Genomic DNA, 21,068 nt, shown 5'->3' on the forward strand with positions numbered 1-21,068 from the left:
ATAAAAATTGGAAATAAATAATTTTCAGACTTACAGCTAAGAGTTTGAATATCATTACAATAAAATTTGTTTATGCAAAAAGAAGGAGAAAGACTGATTCCTATCAACATTGTTGATGAAATGAAGTCGTCTTATATCGATTATTCGATGTCCGTTATCGTTTCAAGAGCGCTGCCGGATGTAAGAGACGGCTTGAAACCCGTTCATAGAAGAGTACTTTATGGTATGTATGGATTAGGGGTTTTTTCTAATAGAAAATATTTAAAATCTGCGAGAATTGTTGGGGACGTTTTGGGTAAATATCACCCGCACGGTGACTCTTCTGTATATGATGCGATGGTGAGAATGGCTCAGGAATGGAGCTTGCGTTATCCTCAGGTAGACGGGCAGGGTAACTTCGGTTCCATGGATGGCGACCCGCCGGCAGCAATGCGTTATACCGAAGCAAGATTGAAAAAAATCTCTGATGAGGTTCTTTCTGACCTTGACAAAGAAACCGTTGATTTCCAGAATAACTTCGACGACAGTTTGCAGGAACCCACCGTAATGCCTACCAAAATCCCGAATCTTTTGGTCAACGGAGCTTCAGGTATTGCTGTAGGTATGGCAACCAATATGGCGCCACACAACCTTTCTGAATCTGTAGATGCTATCTGTGCTTATATCGATAATAAAGAAATTACGATTGATGAGCTGATGCAGCATATTATTGCGCCGGATTTCCCTACAGGTGGTATCATCTATGGATATGACGGAGTAAGGGATGCTTTCCATACAGGTAGAGGTAGAGTTGTTTTAAGAGCTAAAGTGAACTTTGATGAAATCGGAAACAGAAACGCGATTATCGTTACTGAAATCCCTTATCAGGTAAACAAAGCGGAAATGATTGCCAGAACCGCAGAGCTTGTTAAAGACGAAAAAATACCTGGTATCCACGAGATCAGAGACGAATCGGATAGAAAAGGACTTCGTGTTGTATATGAATTGAAAAACGATGCAATTCCGAATGTAGTTCTAAACCTATTATATAAATATACAGCACTTCAGACTTCTTTCAGTGTAAACAATATTGCATTGGTACACGGAAGACCGGAGCAGCTGAACCTTAAAGATATCATTCATCACTTTGTAGAGCACAGACATGAGGTCATCGTAAGAAGAACTCAGTATGAGCTTAAAAAAGCAAAGGAAAGAGCACACATCCTTGAAGGATTCATGAAAGTGATTGGAACTCAGGATGCATTAGACAGAGCGATTTCTATTATCCGTCACAGTGCCAACCCTCAGGCGGCGAAAGAAGGCTTGATCGAGGCTTTTGAGCTTTCAGACATTCAGGCTCAGGCAATTCTTGATCTTAGATTAGCTCGTCTGACAGGAATGGAGCTTGATAAGATCCGTGATGAATACGATGCAATCATGAAAGAAATTGCAAATTTGGAAGACATCTTAGCTAACGAGCCGAGAAGATTCCAGATCATCAAGGAAGAATTAATCGAAATCAAAGAAAAATACGGAGACGAAAGAAGAACTGAAATTGATTATTCAGGAGGAGAAATGTCTATTGAAGATATTATCCCTAATGAATCTGTAGTTCTTACGATCTCTCACGCAGGATACATCAAGAGAACTTCGCTTTCAGAATATAAAATTCAAAGTAGAGGTGGTGTAGGAAACAAAGCAGCAACAACCAGGGATTCCGACTTCCTTGAATATATCGTTTCTGCAACCAACCACCAGTACATGTTGTTCTTTACGGAAAAAGGAAGATGTTACTGGCTGAGAGTATTTGAAATTCCTGAAGGCTCTAAAACAGCAAAAGGAAGAGCAGTACAAAACCTTATCAACATTGAACCGGATGATAAGATTAAAGCTTATATCAGAACGAACAACCTTAAGGATTCTGAATATGTAAATCAGATGAGTGTTGTGATGGTAACTAAAAACGGGACCATCAAGAAAACATCATTGGAAGCGTATTCAAGACCAAGAGTAAATGGGGTAAATGCTATCGAAATTAGAGATAATGACCAGTTATTAGGAGCTTACCTTACCAACGGAGAATCTCAGATCATGATCGCTACTAAAAATGGTAAATGTATTCGTTTCCCTGAAGAGAAAGTAAGAGAAGTAGGTAGAGGATCTATCGGGGTAAGAGGGATCTTGCTTGAAGATGGTGACGAAGCTATTGGTATGATTGTTGTGAACGATGTAGAGAACGAAACAGTACTTGTGGTATCTGAAAAAGGATACGGAAAGAGAACTGCAGTAGAAGACTACCGAATTACCAACAGAGGAGGAAAAGGAGTTATCACCCTGAATATCACTGAAAAAACAGGAAATCTTATCGCTATTCAGAATGTAACAGACGAAGACGGATTGATGATTATCAACAAATCTGGTGTTGCGATCAGAATGGGAATGGATGAAATGAGAGTTATGGGTAGAAATACGCAGGGAGTGAAACTGATCAACCTTAAGAAAAATGACGAAATTGCAGCCATTGCAAAAGTAGAAATGGATAAAGATGTAGAAGAAGATGCTGAAGAACTTGAAGAAACAGAAGAAGGAGTGGTAGGATCACTATTTGATAACCAGGAAAATGACAATGTAACACCTCAGGCTGAAAATGAAAACTCAGCAGAGGAAAATGAGAATTCTGATTCTGAAGAATAAATTGTACAATATAAATATAAAATAGTTATTATGAAGAAACTAATTTTAGGAATGGCTATCGTAGCGTCTGCTTTTGCTTTTGGGCAGAAAAAAGATGCCGCTGCTTTAAATGCTCAGCTTCAGGAAGCAAATAAGGTTGCTATGGATGCATATAATGGAAAAAATTATGCTGCAGCAGCACCAAAGTTTATAGAAGTTTATGATCTATTGAAGGCTAACGGACAGGATAATAAAATATATATGTATTATGCCGGATTGAGTCATGCATTAGCTAACAACAGTGATCAGTCCATCAAAATATTTACAGATCTTATAAATTCCGGATTTACAGGAGTAGAAACTACTTATACTGCCAAAGAAAAAAAATCAGGACAGGTGGTTAATCTTGATAAAGCGACTTGGGAGCTTATGAAAAAGAACTCAGATTATACTGATTTTAAAACAGAACAGACAAAAAGTATAGAATCTGATTTATATGAAACTCTTGCTTCCTTACTTCTGAATGCAAAAAGCGCTGAGGCTCTTCCTGTTATTGAGAAAGGATTAGCAAAGTTTCCTAATAATGCTAAGCTGAAAGAAGCTCAAACTACCGCATATCTTCAGTCAGGAAACACAGATAAATTCGTTTCCGGATTGAAAGAGCAGTTGGCTAAAAATCCTAATGATGCCACAAACTGGTATAACCTTGGAGTAATGCAGGCTAAAAATCCAGCTACTGTTAATGATGCTCTGGAAGCTTTCAAAAAAGCAATTGAGCTGAAGCCGGATTTCTCTGATGCCTACCAGAACCTTGTGTATACAACCATCGGGGATGATGCTAAAGTAGTTACGGATATCAATGCTTTAAGAAAAGATAAGCCGGATGAAGCATCTAAATTGATTGATGCGAGAAGAGAGAGATTCAACAAGGCATTGCCGTTTGCAGAAGGATGGTATAAAGCTAGTCCAAAAAGCCTTGATGCAGTTACTACGTTAAAAGAAATTTACATTGTAACTAAAAACATGGATAAAGTTAAAGAAATGAAAGCTAAAGAAGCTGAACTTACAGCTGCTGGAGCAAAATAATCATTTTTTACAATAACAGATATGAAAACCGGAACAGAAATGTTCCGGTTTTTTTATTGTAAACAAAAAGTGCTGACGAGCCTCTTATCCGGATTTTATCTTTTATGTAAGAGTTTTTTTTGGGGGGGATTTTGAGTGAAATTCTATAAACCTAACAGGTTTTAAAAACCTGTTAGGTTTAATTTGTTACCGGTCCTCCTATGCAGTTTCTGTCGAAAATTCTTCATACCGGATTCATGCATTCAGAATTTCTGTTTTTTATAGAGATGAACCTTAAATTTCAACCTGAGAATTTCTCTGTAATTCCGTATCTTTGAGAAAAATTTTTCTAAGATGATCGAGTGGAAAACCGCCAAGGAATACGAAGATATTACCTATAAAAAATCTAACGGAGTAGCAAGAATTGCTTTCAACAGACCTGAGGTGCGTAATGCTTTCAGACCTAAAACAACTTCAGAATTATACGATGCTTTTTATGATGCCTATGAAGATCCTTCAATAGGGGTTGTATTACTTTCAGGAGAAGGGCCAAGTCCTAAAGACGGTGGCTGGGCATTCTGCAGCGGAGGGGATCAAAAAGCCAGAGGACACCAGGGGTATGTAGGAGAAGATGGAAGACACCGTTTGAACATCCTTGAAGTTCAGCGTCTGATCCGTTTCATGCCGAAAGTAGTAATCGCCGTGGTTCCGGGATGGGCAGTTGGTGGAGGACACTCACTTCACGTAGTATGTGACCTTACTTTGGCAAGTGAAGAACATGCTATTTTCAAGCAGACAGATGCTGATGTTACCAGTTTTGATGGTGGTTATGGTTCGGCTTACCTTGCTAAAATGGTAGGACAGAAAAAAGCCCGTGAAATTTTCTTTTTAGGAAGAAATTATTCTGCTCAGGAAGCTTTCGAAATGGGAATGGTCAATAAAGTAGTTCCTCATGCAGAATTAGAAGACACTGCTTACGAATGGGCACAGGAAATATTAGCCAAATCTCCAACTTCTATCAGAATGCTGAAATTTGCCATGAACCTTACAGACGACGGTATGGTAGGACAGCAGGTTTTTGCGGGAGAAGCTACCCGTCTTGCTTATATGACAGAAGAGGCTCAGGAAGGAAGAAATGCCTTTCTTGAAAAAAGAAAGCCCAACTTCGGAGAAGATCAATGGATATCATAACATGAGTGATGAGTAATAAGTAATGAGCAATATTTTTCATTACTTATTACCCATTACCTATTACTTATAAATTTATGACACATTGGATAAAAGCCGCAAGGCTAAGAACTTTACCGCTTTCCCTAAGCGGAATAATTATGGGGGCTTTCATTGCAAAATGGAGACTTTACGGAGAGGGAGGAATCTGGGACTGGAAAATCCTTGCGCTCGCTCTTTTGGTTACGCTTTTATACCAGATTTTATCAAATTATGCGAATGATTATGGGGATGGAGTAAAAGGAACCGATGCCAAAAGAATCAATGAAGCAGAAGCAAGAGCTGTAGCATCAGGCAAAATTACTGCAAAACAAATGAAGAATGCAGTAATCCTTTTCGCAGCATTATCTTTCATTGCTACCATTGCTTTGCTATATGTAGCCTTCATTCCAAATTATATGAATGAATTCTATATCTTCATAGGATTGGGAGTAGCATGCATTCTTGCTGCAATTGGATATACAGTAGGAAAAAAACCTTACGGATACATGGGATTGGGAGATATTTTCGTGTTTATCTTCTTTGGACTGGTTTCTGTATGTGGAAGCTATTTCTTATTCACAAAAACTTTCAGCTGGGATATATTGTTACCCGGAACTGCAGTTGGAATGATGAGTATGGCTGTTCTTAACCTGAACAATATGAGAGATATCGAAAGTGATAGACTATCTGGGAAAAACAGCTTTGCACTGAGAATCGGATTCAAAAATGCGATGATCTATGAAATGGTTCTGTTGCAGCTGCCATTATTGCTTATTCTTGTATTTTTAGGAATGAATGGATTTATGCAACAGCAAAACTATTATGTCTTCATCGTAATGATTCTGTTGTTTCCACTATCAAAACTAAGAAGAAAGATATTATCTGTAAAAGAACCGAAAGAATTAGATCAATATTTGAAGCAGGTAGGGATCATGACTTTTGTAATGGCGATTCTTACAGCTGCCGGACTTAATTTATTTAACTAATCCAAAATAGTATATCATGAGTTCTAATGTCTATGTTGAAGCTCAAATGCTTATCAGAAAACCGGTTGAAGATGTTTTTGAAGCATTCATCAATCCTGAAAAAACTACGAATTTCTGGTTTACCAAATCCACCGGAAAATTGGAAGAAGGTAAGACCGTTACCTGGGAATGGGAAATGTACGGAGTAAAAAACGTAGTGAAAGTTCACGAGATCATTCCCAATCAGCTGATCAGAACAGAGTGGGGAGAGCCTTCAACCAACGTAGACTATGAATTCAAAACCATGGAAAAAGGAACTCTTGTTATCATTAAAAGCTATGGATTCAGCCAAACGGGTGAAGATCTGCTTAAAGTAATTAATGACAATACAGGAGGTTTTACCACAGTTTTAGATGGATGTAAAGCTTATCTGGAACATGGGATTAATTTAAGATTGATTGAGGATAAATTCCCATCGAAATAACAAATTAAAGAAAACACAGATGGCACGAATACTTTCACAAACGTCACTAATCTCATGTGCTCTTTGTGAAATTATTTGAGTCATTTGTGTTTAATAATAATTGAAATTAAATTTAAAATGAAAATACAATTCCTAGGGCAAAATTGTTTCCTGTTCACGTACAAGGACAAAACAATTCTGAGCGACCCTTTTTACAACTACAAAAAAGCAGAATCAGGTTTTGATATCGCTGCTCAAAAAATCGACTACATTCTGTTGACTCATGCACATGGTGATCATATCGCCGATGTAGCAGAAGTATTACAGCATCATCCGGATGCTACCATCATTGGAGTTCCTGAAGTATGCGGTTATTTCCAGCAGGCTAAAAATAAAGACGATGTGAACTTAGGAGGATCGGCAAAAATCGACGATCTTAAAATTTCTATGGTTCCGGCTCACCACACAAGTTCTTTCCCGGATGGAAGCTATGGAGGCGTTCCTGTAGGGTATATCTTCAGACTTCCTGAAGGTAAGAACATCTATTTGGCAGGTGATACAGGAGTAATGGCTGATATGGAGCTGTTCCCGAGACTATACGGAAACATCGATCTTTCTATTCTTCCCATCGGAAGCCACTACACCATGTGTCCTAGAAAAGCTTCTTTTGCAGCAGCAGAGCTATTAAAAACACCGAAAGTAATCGGATGCCACTTTGATACTTTCCCTGCAATCGAAATCAATCATGAAAGTGCACTACAACATTTTGCTGATAAAAATGTAGAACTTATTTTACCAAAATTAGGAGAGACGTTCGAATTTTAATCAATAACTGAACCGGAGGTAATCTGAAAATTAGAAAAATGAAAATGATGCGTAAGGTATTAAAAACAAAAAAAGATAATTATCAAATTACCTCTCTTCTTACTTTAAAACAAAAAAAAATGGCAAGCTACCTAAATCACACCGCTACGACCGATTACCTTTGCTGCGTTCCCACCCTGGAGGATTCTCAGGAGCTGGTTGTTTAGGACTTGCCGTTGCAAAGGTAGGAATATTTTATAAACTTCAAAACTTTATCAAAGAAAATTAGTTGAAAAAATGCAGTGGTAAAGCTAAACGCCTGACATTTAGAGGGAAAAATTTTCAACTTTTTTTTAAAAATTTAAATATGACGAAAAGTCCATCAACACTAGGAATTATACTTTTTATCGCTACAATGATTGTTTTCTTTGTAGTATATACTTTTTTCTCAGGAATCAATTATTTTGATATCTCTTTGAAAGCCAATGCTTTTGTTTTACCTCTTTTATATGCCGGAGCTGCATTCTGGTCTGTAAAATCGTTTTGGAACAACCATAGAGTCGTAAAATTCAAAGAAGCTTTTAAAAGAGCGTTCGTTCCGATGTTCATCGGAGGAATTCTTTCCATCTTCAGTATTTATGCATTTTTAACCTTCGTTGATCCTGCCGCAAAAAGCCTTTTGAACTATCAATATGTTCAGAGACAAAAATCAGAACTGGATACAGAATACACTTCTGCAAGAAAAATTCTCAAGCATCAGAAGGATATTGATGAGCTGGATCAGAAATACAAAGAAAGATTGCAAAGCTTCACTCCTGAAGCGGTTAAAGGAAAAGATATGCTTACGGCAAGTCATTTTTCAGGATATTTTGCAGCAATTCTTATATTTTACGTAGTTTTGTCGGTGTTTTTCGGAGCGTTTTTCAGAACAAGAACGATACATCAACCCGAAGAAACCAATCAAGCCTAATTTTTATTAAAATTAAATGAATTTATCTATAGTTATTCCGTTACTGAACGAAGAAGATTCTCTGGAAGAGCTTTTTTCAAGAATCGATAAAGTATGCACAACCAGCAATTTATCTTATGAGATCTGGTTCGTAGACGATGGAAGTACGGATTTGTCGTGGAGTATTATTGAGAATATGAAAGTTCAGTATCCTCAGATCCACGCTATTAAATTTTCCAGAAATTATGGAAAATCACAGGCGCTTCATGCCGCTTTTGAAAGAACAAACGGAGATGTCGTCATCACAATGGATGCCGATTTACAGGATTTCCCGGAAGAAATTCCGGAATTGTATAATATGGTGATTCATGATAATTATGATATCGTTTCCGGTTGGAAAAAGAAGCGTTTTGATAATGTGATGACGAAAAATATTCCGTCAAAATTATTCAATGCAGCGGCCAGAAAAGTTTCAGGAGTTTATCTTCATGATTTCAACTGTGGCTTGAAAGCCTACAAAAAACAGGTGGTAAAATCGGTTGATGTGTATGGAGATATGCACCGTTATATTCCGGTATTGGCTGCCAATGCTGGATTCAGAAGAATTACTGAAAAAGAAGTACAGCACCAGGCAAGACCTTACGGAACTTCAAAATTCGGAACTGAGAGATTTATCAGAGGATTTCTGGATTTGATAACGCTTTGGTTTGTAAGTCGTTTCGGAGGAAGACCAATGCATTTCTTCGGAGCTGTGGGTACTTTAATGTTTATTGTTGGTTTTCTTTCAGCACTTTGGTTAGGAATTTCTAAACTGATTGATGTAGCAAGAGGAATCTACGGACATTTGATTACTAATAATCCATGGTTCTTTATCGCATTAACCATGATGATTATGGGAAGCTTGCTGTTTGTGGCAGGATTCTTAGGAGAAATGATCATAAGAACCAACCGTGAGCATAAGAATTATAATATTGATGAAGTGATATAATGGAAGAAAAGCTGCCGAAAATTTATTCTAAGAAAGCCATTTTAGGATTTTCTATTTTTCTTTCCGCACTTTTCGGAGGTGTTTTGTTATACCAGAATTTAATAGAGGTCAACAAAAAGAAAGAAGCATACACCGTACTGTTAATTTCGGTTCTTTTAACAATTATCACAGGAGTTATTGTCAATATTCCGGAAGAGCCTAAAAGTTCACTTGCTTATATTTGCGGCCTTGGAGGGGGAAGTTTGCTCTCCTATTATTTTATGCCGAAATATTTTCCAGATGAAGAAAAGTATCCGAAAAAAGCAATATGGAAACCCTTAATTATTGGGGCCGCGATTGTTGCAATTCTTTTGACTTTAATCATTTATGGTGCTTCAGTTGAAAATAGTTAAACATAGAAAAGCTGTAATAGGTCATCAATTCTTACAGATTTAAGAATAAATATAACGAAAAGCACTCTGTCAGCAGGGTGCTTTTTGTAATTTTATAAAAACTTTTAATCTCAATGTTTCAATTCAAATCGATCCTTTTTTATTTTCTTTTATTCCTGATAATTTCCTGTTCATCCAACAAACTCTCTGGTTCGTGGGAGTTTATCGATATTTATGATGGTGAAATCAGTCAGACAGATACACTGAAAACCAAAACAAATAATTCCAGATACGGAACAGGAATTCTGACCTTTTATCAGGATAAAACTTTCAATTCAATGGGGAACAATGGAACTTACCAGATAGAAAATAAACTGTTGAAAATGAAGTATAATGACGATGAAAATATAACCCCGATGAAAATTTCCAATGTAAGTAAAAATTATCTTCTTTTATTTTCAATGGCGGGAAGTCCTAAAACATGGTTTTATAAAAAAGTAAAAGAAATTGATAATAAGAAATAGCCTCTCCTGAAAAGTAAAAAATTGAAAATTATCAGGTATTTTATTGTCAAAAGACAAAGATTTTTAGAAATTTTAATCCTATTTTTGTTCAAAATAATATTGAAAGTCCTGTGAGAGACCTGAAAAGAGCTTTCAGAGATTTTCAGTAAAGATCGTCACGATTATAATATAGAATATTTAAAATTAAATATGAAAAAAGTTGTATACACATTGATGCTGGTGGCAGTCGTTTCCTGTGGAAAAGTTTCTCCAAAAGGGAATATTGAAAAGAAAGATGTGGATGTTTCGGAATTCGTTAACCTTGATCTGGAAGGTAAATTCCGTGTATTTTATGCCAGAGGTCCGAAAAATTTTGTAGAAATAGAAACCTATCCGAATGTAGCGAGCAATCTGGATGTGGATGTAAAAGATAAAACCCTTTTTATTAAAGAAAAAAGAGGGACAAAAGGGGTAGATTTTTACAATGTAACGATTTATTCCAAATATAATCTGGAAAAAGTTGCTGTTTCTGATTCTGTGGAAGTGAATATCTCAAGTGAAATCAAAACAGACAATTTCAGGCTTACTATGAAAAATAATGCAAGCTTCATGGGATCTGTGAATACCAGAAGAGCAGAAGTGGAAATGCATAACAGAAGCCGTGCTAATTTTCTTGGATTGTCAAAAGAAGCTGTTATAAAAATCTCAGATACAGCAAGTTTAATTGCGCCTTACTGGAAAATTACCAATCTGAATATTGATTCTAAAAACGGAAATTACGCAGAAGTAAATGTAAAAGATTCTTTAAAAGGGCATATTCAGAATACTGCAAAATTTATTTATTACAACGATCCGATCAGAGCGTTCAAAATTGATAAAACGACGAAAGTCGAAAACAAAAAGCTGGATTAAAAAACAGCATAATTTAAACTAGAAACTAGGAACTTTACAAACTATAAAAGAACAACATATAAATATGAATACACTAGAAAAAGCGAAACTTTGGTTAAGTGATACCTTCGATAAGGAAACGAGAGATGCTGTACAATTACTGATTGACAGCAATTCCCCTGATCTGGAAGATTCTTTCTACAGAGAACTGGAATTCGGTACAGGAGGTATGCGTGGAATAATGGGAGTAGGAACCAACCGCTTGAATAAATATACATTAGGGCAGGCTACTCAGGGATTGGCCAATTATATGCTTCAGCAGTTCAAAGGAGAAGAGATTAAAGTGGCTATCGCTTATGATGTTCGTAACAACTCAAAAGAATTCGGGAAACTGGTAGCAGATGTTTTGACAGCTAACGGAATTAAAGTTTTACTTTTCAAAGATCACAGACCGACTCCGGAATTGTCATTCACGGTACGTGATAAAAAATGTAACGGAGGAATTGTTTTAACAGCTTCTCACAACCCGCCGGAATACAACGGTTATAAAGTTTACTGGAATGACGGTGCACAGATTGTTCCACCTAATGATGAAGCGATTATCAATGAAGTGTATTCTGTGAAATTTGAAGAAATTAAATTCAACGGAAATGATGATCTGATCGAATGGATCGGAGAGGAGCAGGACGATGTGTATATCGATGCCTGTATTGAAAACTCTACGTATCAGAATGTTGGAAAAGAAAATTTAAATATTGTTTTCACCTCTATCCACGGAACAACGTATACTACAATCCCGAAAGCTTTAGAAAAAGCAGGATTCAAAAAAGTAGATCTTGTAAGAGAACAGATGATCCCAAGCGGAAATTTCCCTACCGTAGATTCTCCAAACCCGGAGGAACCTGCAGCTTTGGAAATGGCAATGGATCTGGCAAGAATTACCAATGCAGACATCGTGATCGGAACAGATCCGGATGGAGACAGACTAGGAATTGCAGTAAGAAACCTTGATGGTGAAATGCAATTATTGAACGGTAACCAAACCAATACAATTCTTACGTATTACATTCTGAATGAGTGGAGAAAACAAGGGAAAATTACCGGAAAAGAGTTCATAGGTTCTACCATCGTAACTTCAGATATCTTCTTTGATATTGCACAGAAATTCGGAGTAGAATGTAAAGTAGGTCTTACCGGATTCAAATGGATCGGAAAAATGATCCGTGAAGCAGAAGGAACACAGAAATTTGTGTGTGGTGGTGAGGAGAGTTTCGGATTCATGACCGGAGATTTTGTACGTGATAAAGACTCTTGCGGAAGTATCCTTGTAGCTTGTGAAATTGCTGCATGGTGTAAAGCCAACGGAAAAACTATGTACCAATACATGATTGAAATCTACGAAGATCTTGGAATGTATTATGAAGGATTGATCAATATCGTTAGAAAAGGAAAAGAAGGCGCTGAAGAAATTCAGAATATGATGAAAGATTTCCGTGAAAATCCTCCAAAGGAACTGGCTGGTTCATTAGTAGAAGAAGTGAAAGACTTTAAGGAACAGACAAGTCTTACCATTTCTACCAATGAGAAAAAAGTAATGAATGATATTCCGAAGTCTAACGTTTTGATCTATTACACACAGGATGGAACAAAAGTATGCGTAAGACCTTCAGGAACAGAACCTAAAATCAAGTTCTATGTTTCAGTGAAGGATTCCATTACTTCAGAAGCTGATTTCAGAGACAAATTAAAATCATTGGAAGCTAAAATTGGAGCCGTTAAAACAGATTTGAAACTGGATTAATGCGCTGAAATACAGCAGATGATAAAAAGAATTATAGCAATATGCATACTCTCTGCAGCTGTAGTTTCCTGTAAAAAGGAAACTGCAGTTTCAGAAGTAAAACCGGTAAACGATTCGATTGCCAAAACTGAATCCAAAGAAGATCAGTACAAACCCATAGACACCGCCTGTTCATCCGCTAACAAAACGGAGGATTATATCACGTCTCTTCAATGGTATCGTACCAAAATCGAAAAAGAGATGGCAGCTAACAGTCCGGAACAGAATGACAGAGTATACGAAGATTATTTAAAAATAAGAGGGAAGTATACAGGATGTCTGATGAATCTTCATACTGATGTTTTGGATAAATATGTAAATTATTATAATTCCGAGAAGGATCAGTACAATTTTCCGGATAACGTTAAAAAAATAGCCTCAGAACTGAAAAAAGCTGGTCTTGAATTCAGAGAAGTAGGAGAAGGAATGACTGAAATATGGACCATTCCGGGATATTATTCCTCTCTTTTTAAGAATAAAGTGACTCCGGATTATGAAGCTTATATTTCACAAACGGATAAAGAGAGTGAAACCAATTATGCAGCAGATGCAGGATTGATAATCAGCTGGGAACAATTAGGAAACAGATTGATTTTCTGGGAGAATTTCATGAATAAATATCCTGAAAGCAAGCTGATAAAGACTGTAAAACAAGACTATAACTACTATTTGTCCGATTATCTTTTAGGAATGGATAATACACCCACCTATGAAAGAGAACAGGACAAAGGAACCGGAAAACTAAACGATGAAAACAGAGCGGAATTCAACAGGATGATTAAAAAATATCCGAATTCCAATACGGCAAAAAAAGCAAAAGAAGTAATGATCCTTTTTGATGCACAAACACCCGTAGATCAAATAGATGAGAGAATCAATGGAGAACGATAATATAAATTTAAAATAAGAAAAAGTGAAAGTTTCAAAATTAGCAGCGAACCTGATCGGTTCTGAAATTGTAAAAATTGGTAACGAAGTAAATGATTTAAAAGCAAAAGGAGCGGAAATTGCCAATCTTACTATTGGTGATCTGAATTCTAATATCTATCCTATTCCGGCATTGCTGAAGGAAGAGATTCAGAAAGCATATCAGAATAATCTGACGAACTATCCGCCTGCCAACGGACTTTTATCTTTAAGAAAAGAAGTTTCAAAAGACCTTAAAAAAAGATGGAATCTTGACTATTCTCCTGAGGATATCCTGATTACTGCAGGATCAAGACCTTTGATCTATGCCGTATACAAAACCATCGTAGATGAAGGAGATAAAGTAGTGTATCCTACACCATCTTGGAACAACAATCACTATGCTTACCTTACTTCAGCCAACGCCGTAGAAGTGAAAACAAAACCTGAAACCAATTTCCTTCCGACTGCTGATGATTTAAGACCTCATTTGGATGGAGCGGTGTTATTAGCTTTGTGTTCTCCATTGAACCCTACGGGAACCATGTTTACAAAAGAACAGCTTTCAGAAATCTGTGAACTGGTCATTGCTGAAAACAAAAAAAGAGGAGCAGACGAAAAACCGTTATACTTAATGTATGACCAGATCTACTCTTGCCTTACATTCGGTGCTGAGCACGTAGATCCGGTTTCTCTTTTCCCTGAAATGAAAGACTACACCATCTATATCGACGGTATTTCAAAATGCCTTGCAGCAACAGGAGTACGTGTTGGATGGGGATTCGGACCAGCTCATATCCTTGATAAAATGAAGGCACTTCTTACTCACGTTGGAGCATGGGCACCAAAACCAGAGCAGGAAGCAACGGCTAAATTCTATGAAAATTCAGAGAATGTAGATACTTTCGTGAATGATTTTAAAGCTAAACTTGAAAACAGCTTAAAAGTACTTCATAACGGAGTTCAGGAGTTAAAAGGAAAAGGACTTTCTGTTGACAGTATTGAACCAATGGGAGCTCTTTATCTTACTATTAAATTAGATTATATCGGGAAAACAAAACCAGACGGAACTGTACTTGAAAACTCTTCAGACCTGGTATTCTACTTAATCAATGAAGCAGGAGTGGCTTTAGTACCATTCTCAGCTTTCGGAGAAGAAAAATCTGAACCGTGGTTCCGTGCTTCTGTAGGAGGATTGGCTGTAGACGAGATCAAAGTAATGCTTCCAAAACTGGAAAGTGCTTTGAACAAATTAAAGTAATCTTTACATAAAATATAAATGCTTCGGCTCTGCCCGGCATGACATCGTTAAAATATATCTTTTAGTATTAGCAATGTCACGCTGAGCGGAGTCGAAGCGTTTTACACACCCTATAAAACCATGAAACTTCCTTGGAAATCCTTTTTTGAAACAAAATACGTGTTTTTTCAACACGGATGATGTTAAAAAGTTTTGGGTTCGGACTTTTCTATTCTTTTCTTTATATTTCCTGGATGTATTGAATTATTTTTCTGATCAAATATTTGCATTGAAACTGCGTTTATTAATCAAAAAATTAAATAAATATTAAAAGTTAAATAATCTCTTTGTACGACACATAACAAGGAATTATCTTTGAGACTTTTACACACCTGAATATAATAAAGTCGAAAATTACACGATGAAAAAACTGAGATTTCTACTCTTACCAGTTTCAATACTGGTATGCTCACAAGAGGTTGATACCTTGAAGGTAAATGAGCTTCCCAAGGAACTTGAATTACCAAAAGTACAAACCTACACCTTAAAAGACGGATCTGTCCGCACCTATCCCAAACCTAAATTATTGGATTTTGTAACCAAATTACCCCGAAACTTTATCAACACCAATAAAGATTTCGTAGCCAAAGATCATGCTTATTATCTGGGAGGTGCTGTTGCCGCTACGCTGATTCTTCTGCCATTTGATCAGAAACTGATTGACAACTCAAGAGAGCTTGCAGAACAATGGGGAATGGATAAGGACAATAACTACCACAAAGTAGGAGGCGTTTTTAAAATCCCTAAAGATGTAGGATCTGCACTGTACCTGATAGGAAATGGTTCCACATTAGTATTGCTAGGAATTGGTTTCGGTACCTATGGATTGATTAAAAATGATTACAGAGCACAGGCTACAGCGAGCGGTTTGATGGAAAGTTTAATTCTTTCCGGAGTTTTCACCCAGACCCTTAAGAGAATTACCGGAAGAGAAAGCCCGTTTATTGCCGAAGAATACGGACACAAAGGAGGCGCATGGAATCCGTTTCCAAGTTTCTCCGCATTCAGTAAGAACACCTCAAATTACGATGCCATGCCGTCGGGGCATTTAACTACGTTCATGGCTGGAATCACAGTCATTGCAGATAACTATCCGGATGCCAAATGGATCAAGCCTGTAGGATATACACTGGCAGGAGCATTATGCTTTCAAATGATGCAGAGTAAAGTTCACTGGGCTTCAGACTACCCGCTAGCCCTATTAATGGGATATTTTATAGGAAAAACCATCTCAAAAAGCAGATATACTTCATCAGAAGGAACTATAGGGAAGACAAAATATAATCTCAACTTCACGGCATCCCGCCAATGGGAATACAATATGGTAGGCGTAAAACTCTCTTTTTAAACTCTGAAATCTCTGTTTTGTAGATGAAATAAGATACTTTTCACTACATTTGATCTCAGGATAAAAGGTTGATCCGGACTTTTATGAATGCCGGAATGAAACCTCCTGATTTAAAAAGAATTACTTAATATTGTATTGAATGAAAATAATCGCTGTCATCCCTGCCCGTTATGAAGCAAGCCGTTTTCCAGGGAAACTAATGCAGATTTTAGGAGAAAAAACCGTGATTACTACAACCTATCAGAATGTAGTGGAAACCGGACTGTTTGATGAAGTATTTGTCGCCACAGACTCTGAAATTATTCTTGATGAAATCGTAAAAAACGGAGGAAAAGCCGTAATGACAGGACAACACGAGACCGGAAGCGACCGTATTGCTGAAGCAGTACAGAATATAGACTGTGATATCGTCATTAATGTTCAGGGCGATGAACCTTTCCTTAAGTTAGAACCTTTACGTCAGCTGATTGAAGTTTTTAAACATGACGACCAGCAGGAAATATCTTTAGCTTCCTTGAAAATACAACTGAATGAAAAAGAAGAAATTGAAAATCCGAATAACGTAAAAGTGATTACTGATAACAATGGTTTTGCCTTGTATTTCAGCCGTTCTGTAATTCCTTTTCACAGAGAAGTTTCTTATGATGTAAGTTATTTTAAACATATTGGCGTTTATGCCTTCAGAAAAGAAGCGCTGTTGCAGTTTTCAAAGCTGGCTATGAAACCATTGGAAATATCAGAAAAGATTGAATGTATCCGCTATCTTGAATATGGAATGAAAATCAAAATGATAGAAACCAATTTCGTGGGAGTAGGCATTGATACTCCGGAAGATCTTGAAAAAGCACGAAAGTTAATTTAAAATCAGAAGAACCGGCAAAACAAATTGGCCTTTTAGATTTGTCGTGTTTTTGCAATTTTACATAAATCCCCCTATATTTGAATTTATAAATAAAATTAATGAAGAAGTTATTATTAGTATTTGGACTGATATTTTCGCATGTGATATTCGGACAGACTGCAAAGGAAATTATTGACAAAAACATTGAATTATCCGGAGGGTTAACCAATTGGAAATTATTAAACTCAGTATTGCTTCAGGGAAAAGTAATTCTGGGAATTAAAGATGAATATCCGATAAGAATTTTTCAACAGCGTCCAAATCTTACTAAAACATTGATTACGACAGGAGGAAAAGAAAGTGCTATTGAAGGTTTTGACGGTTCCAAAGGGTATGCAATGAATTATGCGGCCAACAAGCTTCAGGAATACCCTGAATATGTGCCGGAAAGCTTTGATAATGACTTCATTGATTGGGAAAATAAAGGTTTTGATGCCAAATACCTTGGAAAAGAAAAAGTAGGAGAGATCTACTGCCATAAGGTAGAGCTTACCAAAAATGTCAATAAGAATATGTATTATTTTGATACAAAAACGTATATGCTGATCAAAGAAGTGAAAAAAGATGAAACGCTGATCTATTCTGATTTTAAAAAAGTTGGAAACCTGATCATGCCTTTCAGAATTGAATCTTCAAGTGCTAAAAAAGACGGAGATTATGTGATGTTATTAAACAAGGTAGACATCAATAAAGTTTTCCCGGCTAATATTTTTAAATTTTAATTCAATGGCAGTTCGCTGCACAAAATTATAAGAAATGAAAAAGATTTTTTTACTGCTGCTTTCTTTCATGGCATTTCTGCAAAGCTGCACCAACCAGAAAAGTGAAATTTCTAAAGCTAAAACCACAGAACTTATGGGAAAAACAATATATGACTTCAAAGTAGAAAGTCTTGATGGCAAAGAAATCAATTTTGCAGATTTTAAAGGAAAGAAAATCCTGATTGTCAATACCGCTTCAGAATGTGGATTTACCCCACAATACGCGGATCTCGAAAAGGTATACGAACAATATAAAGATAAATTGGTAGTGGTAGGTTTCCCTGCAAACAACTTCGGTGGACAGGAACCTGGAACCAATACTGAAATTGGTGCTTTCTGCCAGAAAAATTATGGGGTAACATTCCCGATGGCAGCTAAAGTTTCTGTAAAAGGTGATGATACAGCTCCTATCTTTAAATACCTAACTGAACAGGAATTGAACGGAGTAAAGAATACAAGCATCCTTTGGAACTTCACCAAATTCCTGGTAGACGAAAACGGAAAACTGATCGACTCTTTCGTAAGTACTACAAAGCCTACTGATCAGGCGATCACAAAGTATCTGAAATAAAGATAAAAAACTATATTTTTACAAGTGGGTGTTTTACATCCACTTTTTTATTTTAAAATTGGTAATTATATACAATTTTACATTAATCCTACTATCTTATTTATGATGACTCTGTCATTCTGAATGTAACGCAGTGAAATGAAGAATCCAGACTTTCCATAAGATTCTTCCTTCGTCAGAATGGCAATGGCATAAAATTGCATATAGTCCTTTTAAATTGCAATATATTTTATGAAAAAAGTAATTTTTACCCTTTGTATCCTGGCTTCTTTTATGTTAGGCTTCGCTTTTAAGGCTGTTACAGAAAACAAACCCGAAGAAATGAAAAGAGTTACCGGTATTGGTGGAATTTTTTTTAAATGTAAAGACCCCAAGAAAATGAGAGAATGGTATGAAAATCATCTAGGGCTCAATACCAATGAATATGGAGCTGTATTTGAGTGGTTCCAAGGTGCTGATAACTCTAAAAAAGGATTCAGCCAGTGGAGTCCTTTCGGTGAAAAAACGAAGTATTTCCTACCGTCCGAGAAAGACTTCATGATCAATTACAGAGTTGATAATCTTGAAAAACTGGTGGAACAACTAAAGAAGGAAAATGTAACCATTGTAGATAAGATTGAGACTTATGAATATGGAAAATTTGTCCACATCATGGATATTGAAGGCAATAAAATAGAGCTTTGGGAGCCTAATGACATTGAATATGAAAAATTAGGACAGAAAATGGGCAGCAAAACAACAAAATAGGTAATAGATGATAGGTAATAGGTAGCAGCGCTTTGGGCTTGGGGTTTTAATGAAATTAATAAGGAAGTTTCACCCTTTAACACGAAACATATTACCCCGCATCTTGCATCCCGAACCCGTATCTCAATCAATCATTCATTAGTCTTCTCCGCAAAACAGAAAATATTCCCCAGTTTGATACTGGAGTAGCCATTACTTTTTATTTTTGAAGAATTAATCATCGCCTTTGCTAAAATATCTGTTGGCAGAGGTTTTTGACTTTCTAACAGCCCAAGTTTATTGGCAAATTTAATAATGCGGCTTCCCAATACTTCTCCGGTTCTCTCAGAATCTTTTCGCTCAAGCATTCCCGGTTTAAAAATAGTGATTTTATTGAAATGCAGTTGTTTTACAGCTTCTTCCAGTTCCCCCTTCATTTTGGAATAGAAAATTTTAGACTGTGGATTGGCTCCGTATGCTGATACCAGAATATAATCTTCCACCTCATTTTCTTTTGCGGCTTTTGCAAATTCATACTGATAATCAAAATCGACTTTCTTCTGGGCTTCTTTGCTTCCGGCATCTTTTAAAGTAGTTCCCAGACACGAAAATGCCACATCCCCTTTCACCATCTCTTTCCATTCCTCCGGTTTTTCAAAATTCACCACATGAACTTTCAGCTTATCATTCTGGATATCGACAGGTTTTCTGACAAAAATATCCACTTCATCAAACTCTTTGTCATTCAATAACTGATTGACAAGATCTTTTCCTGTGGCACCTGTAGCACCTATTACCAGAGCTTTCATAATAATTGCGATTTTGTGAGATTATTTCTTTCTTAAATTTACTAAATTTGATTCAAAGATTAAAGAATTAATTTAATCATTACCCCATTACTCATCACTCATTACTCATATTGAATATGGATGCCAACGATATTTTAGACTATTGCCTTGCCAAAAAAGGAGTTACGGAAAGTTTTCCGTTTGATAATGAAACACTTGTACTAAAAGTAGATACCAAAATGTTTTTACTGATGGGACTTGAAAGACAGCCATTAGCAATTAATGTAAAAACCGATCCTGAATGGAGTGCAGAACTTCGTGAGCAATATCCTCAGATCACGGGCGCTTATCATATGAACAAAACCCACTGGAATTCCGTAGCAGTAGATGGCCTGAAAAGAGATCTGATTTTTAAGCTTATTGACCAATCCTATGACCTGGTTTTTAAATCTCTGACAAAAAAAGCTCAGAATGAAGTCAATTCTTTATAGTAAATAAAATAAATTTGAGGTACGGAATTTGTTATCTATTACCGGTGAAATAACATATTTAACGTTAATAAAATAAATAACAAATGAGAAATAACCTTTTATTATTCGCTGCAGCTGGAACATTGATGCTGTCAGGCTGCACCAAGCCGGTAAATAAGAACACTACCGAAAAAAGCACTTCTGCTGTATCAGCCTCTGAAAAATCTCCCGAAACTCTTAAATTAGAATTTTCAGGAACAGACGCATTTACCATTAAAAATGCCCGACTGAAAGTGAGTTTATATGGAATGGACGAAAAACTGGCTGATGCTCCAGCTACTTTAATTACAGAACAGGAATATGAACAGAAATCAATACCTTTCACCATCAATCTGCCAATACCTGAAGATGCTGAAAGCAAGATCAATCCAAAACCCGCAGGTCCTGCAAAATACTATGTAACGATAAGCTGGGATTCGGATGGAAATGGAAAAGCGGATGAAAAAGGAGACATCTTCATTGATTATGACAAGCAGTTCCCGAATGTGAAACTGAACAATGAAACCCAGAAAATCTACTTAAAAGTATTGAAATAAT

23 protein-coding genes and 1 other RNA gene are annotated in these 21,068 nt (G+C 36.6%); 21 read left to right on the forward strand and 3 right to left on the reverse strand.

Translation table 11 applies throughout. The features are described 5' to 3' along the window. Positions 1–72 precede the first annotated feature (72 nt). The 6 genes from gyrA (at position 73) to RAH34_RS07060 (ending at position 7,179) form a co-directional block, all read left to right on the forward strand. Entirely contained in the window at positions 73–2,673 is a 2,601-nt protein-coding gene (gyrA, locus tag RAH34_RS07035; protein ID WP_114821369.1) for a DNA gyrase subunit A, read from the forward strand. A 30-nt stretch (positions 2,674–2,703) separates the two neighbouring features. Then, positions 2,704–3,738, forward strand: coding sequence for a M48 family metallopeptidase (locus RAH34_RS07040; protein WP_306595622.1), 1,035 nt, complete (start codon positions 2,704–2,706; stop codon positions 3,736–3,738). A 333-nt stretch (positions 3,739–4,071) separates the two neighbouring features. Beyond that, positions 4,072–4,908: a 1,4-dihydroxy-2-naphthoyl-CoA synthase gene (locus tag RAH34_RS07045; protein ID WP_034697698.1), complete on the forward strand. Its 837-nt coding sequence runs from the start codon at positions 4,072–4,074 to the stop codon at positions 4,906–4,908. A 74-nt stretch (positions 4,909–4,982) separates the two neighbouring features. Beyond that, positions 4,983–5,912 carry a 1,4-dihydroxy-2-naphthoate octaprenyltransferase gene (gene menA / locus RAH34_RS07050; RefSeq protein ID WP_306595623.1) on the forward strand — a complete coding sequence of 310 codons (930 nt, stop codon included), beginning with the start codon at positions 4,983–4,985 and terminating at the stop codon, positions 5,910–5,912. A gap of 16 nt (positions 5,913–5,928) precedes the next feature. Then, positions 5,929–6,375: an SRPBCC family protein gene (locus tag RAH34_RS07055; RefSeq protein ID WP_306595624.1), complete on the forward strand. Its 447-nt coding sequence runs from the start codon at positions 5,929–5,931 to the stop codon at positions 6,373–6,375. Positions 6,376–6,492: 117 nt separating this feature from the next. Continuing rightward, on the forward strand, positions 6,493–7,179 hold the full coding sequence (locus tag RAH34_RS07060; RefSeq protein ID WP_114822324.1) for a metal-dependent hydrolase: 687 nt from the start codon (positions 6,493–6,495) through the stop codon (positions 7,177–7,179). A 117-nt stretch (positions 7,180–7,296) separates the two neighbouring features. Here the strand turns inward: RAH34_RS07060 and ffs are convergent. Beyond that, an RNA gene (gene ffs / locus RAH34_RS07065) (signal recognition particle sRNA small type) lies at positions 7,297–7,394 on the reverse strand. Between the two features lie 131 nt (positions 7,395–7,525). Here ffs and RAH34_RS07070 point away from each other — a divergent pair. The 12 genes from RAH34_RS07070 (at position 7,526) to RAH34_RS07125 (ending at position 18,487) form a co-directional block, all read left to right on the forward strand. After that, positions 7,526–8,128 carry a DUF4199 domain-containing protein gene (locus RAH34_RS07070; RefSeq protein ID WP_114822325.1) on the forward strand — a complete coding sequence of 201 codons (603 nt, stop codon included), beginning with the start codon at positions 7,526–7,528 and terminating at the stop codon, positions 8,126–8,128. Between the two features lie 16 nt (positions 8,129–8,144). Then, positions 8,145–9,095, forward strand: coding sequence for a glycosyltransferase family 2 protein (locus RAH34_RS07075; RefSeq protein ID WP_062674916.1), 951 nt, complete (start codon positions 8,145–8,147; stop codon positions 9,093–9,095). Beyond that, complete coding sequence (locus tag RAH34_RS07080) at positions 9,095–9,487, forward strand: hypothetical protein (protein ID WP_306595625.1); 393 nt, start codon at positions 9,095–9,097, stop codon at positions 9,485–9,487. The genes RAH34_RS07075 and RAH34_RS07080 overlap by 1 nt, the downstream gene beginning before the upstream one ends. Before the next feature lie 113 nt (positions 9,488–9,600). Beyond that, a complete protein-coding gene (locus tag RAH34_RS07085; RefSeq protein WP_306595626.1) occupies positions 9,601–9,990 on the forward strand; it encodes a lipocalin family protein in 390 nt (129 codons plus the stop codon). Between the two features lie 189 nt (positions 9,991–10,179). Next, complete coding sequence (locus tag RAH34_RS07090) at positions 10,180–10,881, forward strand: GIN domain-containing protein (RefSeq protein ID WP_306595627.1); 702 nt, start codon at positions 10,180–10,182, stop codon at positions 10,879–10,881. A gap of 64 nt (positions 10,882–10,945) precedes the next feature. Further along, positions 10,946–12,661, forward strand: coding sequence for a phospho-sugar mutase (locus RAH34_RS07095; protein WP_114822328.1), 1,716 nt, complete (start codon positions 10,946–10,948; stop codon positions 12,659–12,661). A gap of 18 nt (positions 12,662–12,679) precedes the next feature. Further along, the gene (locus RAH34_RS07100) at positions 12,680–13,591 is read left to right on the forward strand and encodes a hypothetical protein (protein WP_306595628.1); all 912 of its coding nucleotides are present in this window, start codon (positions 12,680–12,682) and stop codon (positions 13,589–13,591) included. Between the two features lie 22 nt (positions 13,592–13,613). Continuing rightward, the gene (locus RAH34_RS07105) at positions 13,614–14,867 is read left to right on the forward strand and encodes a pyridoxal phosphate-dependent aminotransferase (protein ID WP_306595629.1); all 1,254 of its coding nucleotides are present in this window, start codon (positions 13,614–13,616) and stop codon (positions 14,865–14,867) included. A gap of 400 nt (positions 14,868–15,267) precedes the next feature. Then, a complete protein-coding gene (locus RAH34_RS07110) occupies positions 15,268–16,254 on the forward strand; it encodes a phosphatase PAP2 family protein (RefSeq protein WP_306595630.1) in 987 nt (328 codons plus the stop codon). 139 nt (positions 16,255–16,393) lie between these two features. After that, complete coding sequence (gene kdsB / locus RAH34_RS07115; protein ID WP_306595631.1) at positions 16,394–17,116, forward strand: 3-deoxy-manno-octulosonate cytidylyltransferase; 723 nt, start codon at positions 16,394–16,396, stop codon at positions 17,114–17,116. A gap of 98 nt (positions 17,117–17,214) precedes the next feature. After that, positions 17,215–17,877, forward strand: coding sequence for a histidine kinase (locus RAH34_RS07120; RefSeq protein WP_114822333.1), 663 nt, complete (start codon positions 17,215–17,217; stop codon positions 17,875–17,877). Between the two features lie 34 nt (positions 17,878–17,911). Next, the gene (locus tag RAH34_RS07125) at positions 17,912–18,487 is read left to right on the forward strand and encodes a glutathione peroxidase (RefSeq protein WP_306595632.1); all 576 of its coding nucleotides are present in this window, start codon (positions 17,912–17,914) and stop codon (positions 18,485–18,487) included. Positions 18,488–18,564: 77 nt separating this feature from the next. Here RAH34_RS07125 and RAH34_RS07130 read toward each other — a convergent pair whose 3' ends face one another. Then, positions 18,565–18,690, reverse strand: a complete 126-nt coding sequence (locus RAH34_RS07130; RefSeq protein WP_306595633.1) for a hypothetical protein — start codon at positions 18,688–18,690, stop codon at positions 18,565–18,567. A gap of 28 nt (positions 18,691–18,718) precedes the next feature. Between RAH34_RS07130 and RAH34_RS07135 the strand changes: the two genes are divergently transcribed. Further along, the gene (locus RAH34_RS07135; RefSeq protein WP_306595634.1) at positions 18,719–19,234 is read left to right on the forward strand and encodes a VOC family protein; all 516 of its coding nucleotides are present in this window, start codon (positions 18,719–18,721) and stop codon (positions 19,232–19,234) included. Positions 19,235–19,365: 131 nt separating this feature from the next. Here RAH34_RS07135 and RAH34_RS07140 read toward each other — a convergent pair whose 3' ends face one another. After that, complete coding sequence (locus RAH34_RS07140; protein ID WP_137904939.1) at positions 19,366–20,022, reverse strand: NAD(P)H-binding protein; 657 nt, start codon at positions 20,020–20,022, stop codon at positions 19,366–19,368. Between the two features lie 116 nt (positions 20,023–20,138). Between RAH34_RS07140 and RAH34_RS07145 the strand changes: the two genes are divergently transcribed. Further along, positions 20,139–20,492 (forward strand): MmcQ/YjbR family DNA-binding protein, encoded by a 354-nt coding sequence (locus RAH34_RS07145; RefSeq protein ID WP_306595635.1) that lies wholly within the window; start codon positions 20,139–20,141, stop codon positions 20,490–20,492. Between the two features lie 83 nt (positions 20,493–20,575). Then, positions 20,576–21,067 carry a hypothetical protein gene (locus tag RAH34_RS07150; RefSeq protein ID WP_306595636.1) on the forward strand — a complete coding sequence of 164 codons (492 nt, stop codon included), beginning with the start codon at positions 20,576–20,578 and terminating at the stop codon, positions 21,065–21,067. The last annotated feature ends 1 nt before the right edge of the window (position 21,068 follow it).

It is taken from the genome of Chryseobacterium sp. WLY505 (assembly GCF_030846215.1).
Taxonomy (GTDB): Bacteria; Bacteroidota; Bacteroidia; order Flavobacteriales; family Weeksellaceae; genus Chryseobacterium.

Excerpts from the sequence above, each read along its gene's own strand:
- gyrA (WP_114821369.1), top strand. The coding sequence starts at position 73 with ATGCAAAAAGAAGGAGAAAGACTGATTCCTATCAACATTGTTGATGAA.
- RAH34_RS07040 (WP_306595622.1), top strand. The coding sequence starts at position 2,704 with ATGAAGAAACTAATTTTAGGAATGGCTATCGTAGCGTCTGCTTTTGCT.
- RAH34_RS07045 (WP_034697698.1), top strand. The coding sequence starts at position 4,072 with ATGATCGAGTGGAAAACCGCCAAGGAATACGAAGATATTACCTATAAA.
- menA (WP_306595623.1), top strand. The coding sequence starts at position 4,983 with ATGACACATTGGATAAAAGCCGCAAGGCTAAGAACTTTACCGCTTTCC.
- RAH34_RS07055 (WP_306595624.1), top strand. The coding sequence starts at position 5,929 with ATGAGTTCTAATGTCTATGTTGAAGCTCAAATGCTTATCAGAAAACCG.
- RAH34_RS07060 (WP_114822324.1), top strand. The coding sequence starts at position 6,493 with ATGAAAATACAATTCCTAGGGCAAAATTGTTTCCTGTTCACGTACAAG.
- RAH34_RS07070 (WP_114822325.1), top strand. The coding sequence starts at position 7,526 with ATGACGAAAAGTCCATCAACACTAGGAATTATACTTTTTATCGCTACA.
- RAH34_RS07075 (WP_062674916.1), top strand. The coding sequence starts at position 8,145 with ATGAATTTATCTATAGTTATTCCGTTACTGAACGAAGAAGATTCTCTG.
- RAH34_RS07080 (WP_306595625.1), top strand. The coding sequence starts at position 9,095 with ATGGAAGAAAAGCTGCCGAAAATTTATTCTAAGAAAGCCATTTTAGGA.
- RAH34_RS07085 (WP_306595626.1), top strand. The coding sequence starts at position 9,601 with ATGTTTCAATTCAAATCGATCCTTTTTTATTTTCTTTTATTCCTGATA.
- RAH34_RS07090 (WP_306595627.1), top strand. The coding sequence starts at position 10,180 with ATGAAAAAAGTTGTATACACATTGATGCTGGTGGCAGTCGTTTCCTGT.
- RAH34_RS07095 (WP_114822328.1), top strand. The coding sequence starts at position 10,946 with ATGAATACACTAGAAAAAGCGAAACTTTGGTTAAGTGATACCTTCGAT.
- RAH34_RS07100 (WP_306595628.1), top strand. The coding sequence starts at position 12,680 with ATGATAAAAAGAATTATAGCAATATGCATACTCTCTGCAGCTGTAGTT.
- RAH34_RS07110 (WP_306595630.1), top strand. The coding sequence starts at position 15,268 with ATGAAAAAACTGAGATTTCTACTCTTACCAGTTTCAATACTGGTATGC.
- kdsB (WP_306595631.1), top strand. The coding sequence starts at position 16,394 with ATGAAAATAATCGCTGTCATCCCTGCCCGTTATGAAGCAAGCCGTTTT.
- RAH34_RS07120 (WP_114822333.1), top strand. The coding sequence starts at position 17,215 with ATGAAGAAGTTATTATTAGTATTTGGACTGATATTTTCGCATGTGATA.
- RAH34_RS07125 (WP_306595632.1), top strand. The coding sequence starts at position 17,912 with ATGAAAAAGATTTTTTTACTGCTGCTTTCTTTCATGGCATTTCTGCAA.
- RAH34_RS07130 (WP_306595633.1), bottom strand. The coding sequence starts at position 18,690 with ATGCAATTTTATGCCATTGCCATTCTGACGAAGGAAGAATCTTATGGA.
- RAH34_RS07135 (WP_306595634.1), top strand. The coding sequence starts at position 18,719 with ATGAAAAAAGTAATTTTTACCCTTTGTATCCTGGCTTCTTTTATGTTA.
- RAH34_RS07140 (WP_137904939.1), bottom strand. The coding sequence starts at position 20,022 with ATGAAAGCTCTGGTAATAGGTGCTACAGGTGCCACAGGAAAAGATCTT.
- RAH34_RS07145 (WP_306595635.1), top strand. The coding sequence starts at position 20,139 with ATGGATGCCAACGATATTTTAGACTATTGCCTTGCCAAAAAAGGAGTT.
- RAH34_RS07150 (WP_306595636.1), top strand. The coding sequence starts at position 20,576 with ATGAGAAATAACCTTTTATTATTCGCTGCAGCTGGAACATTGATGCTG.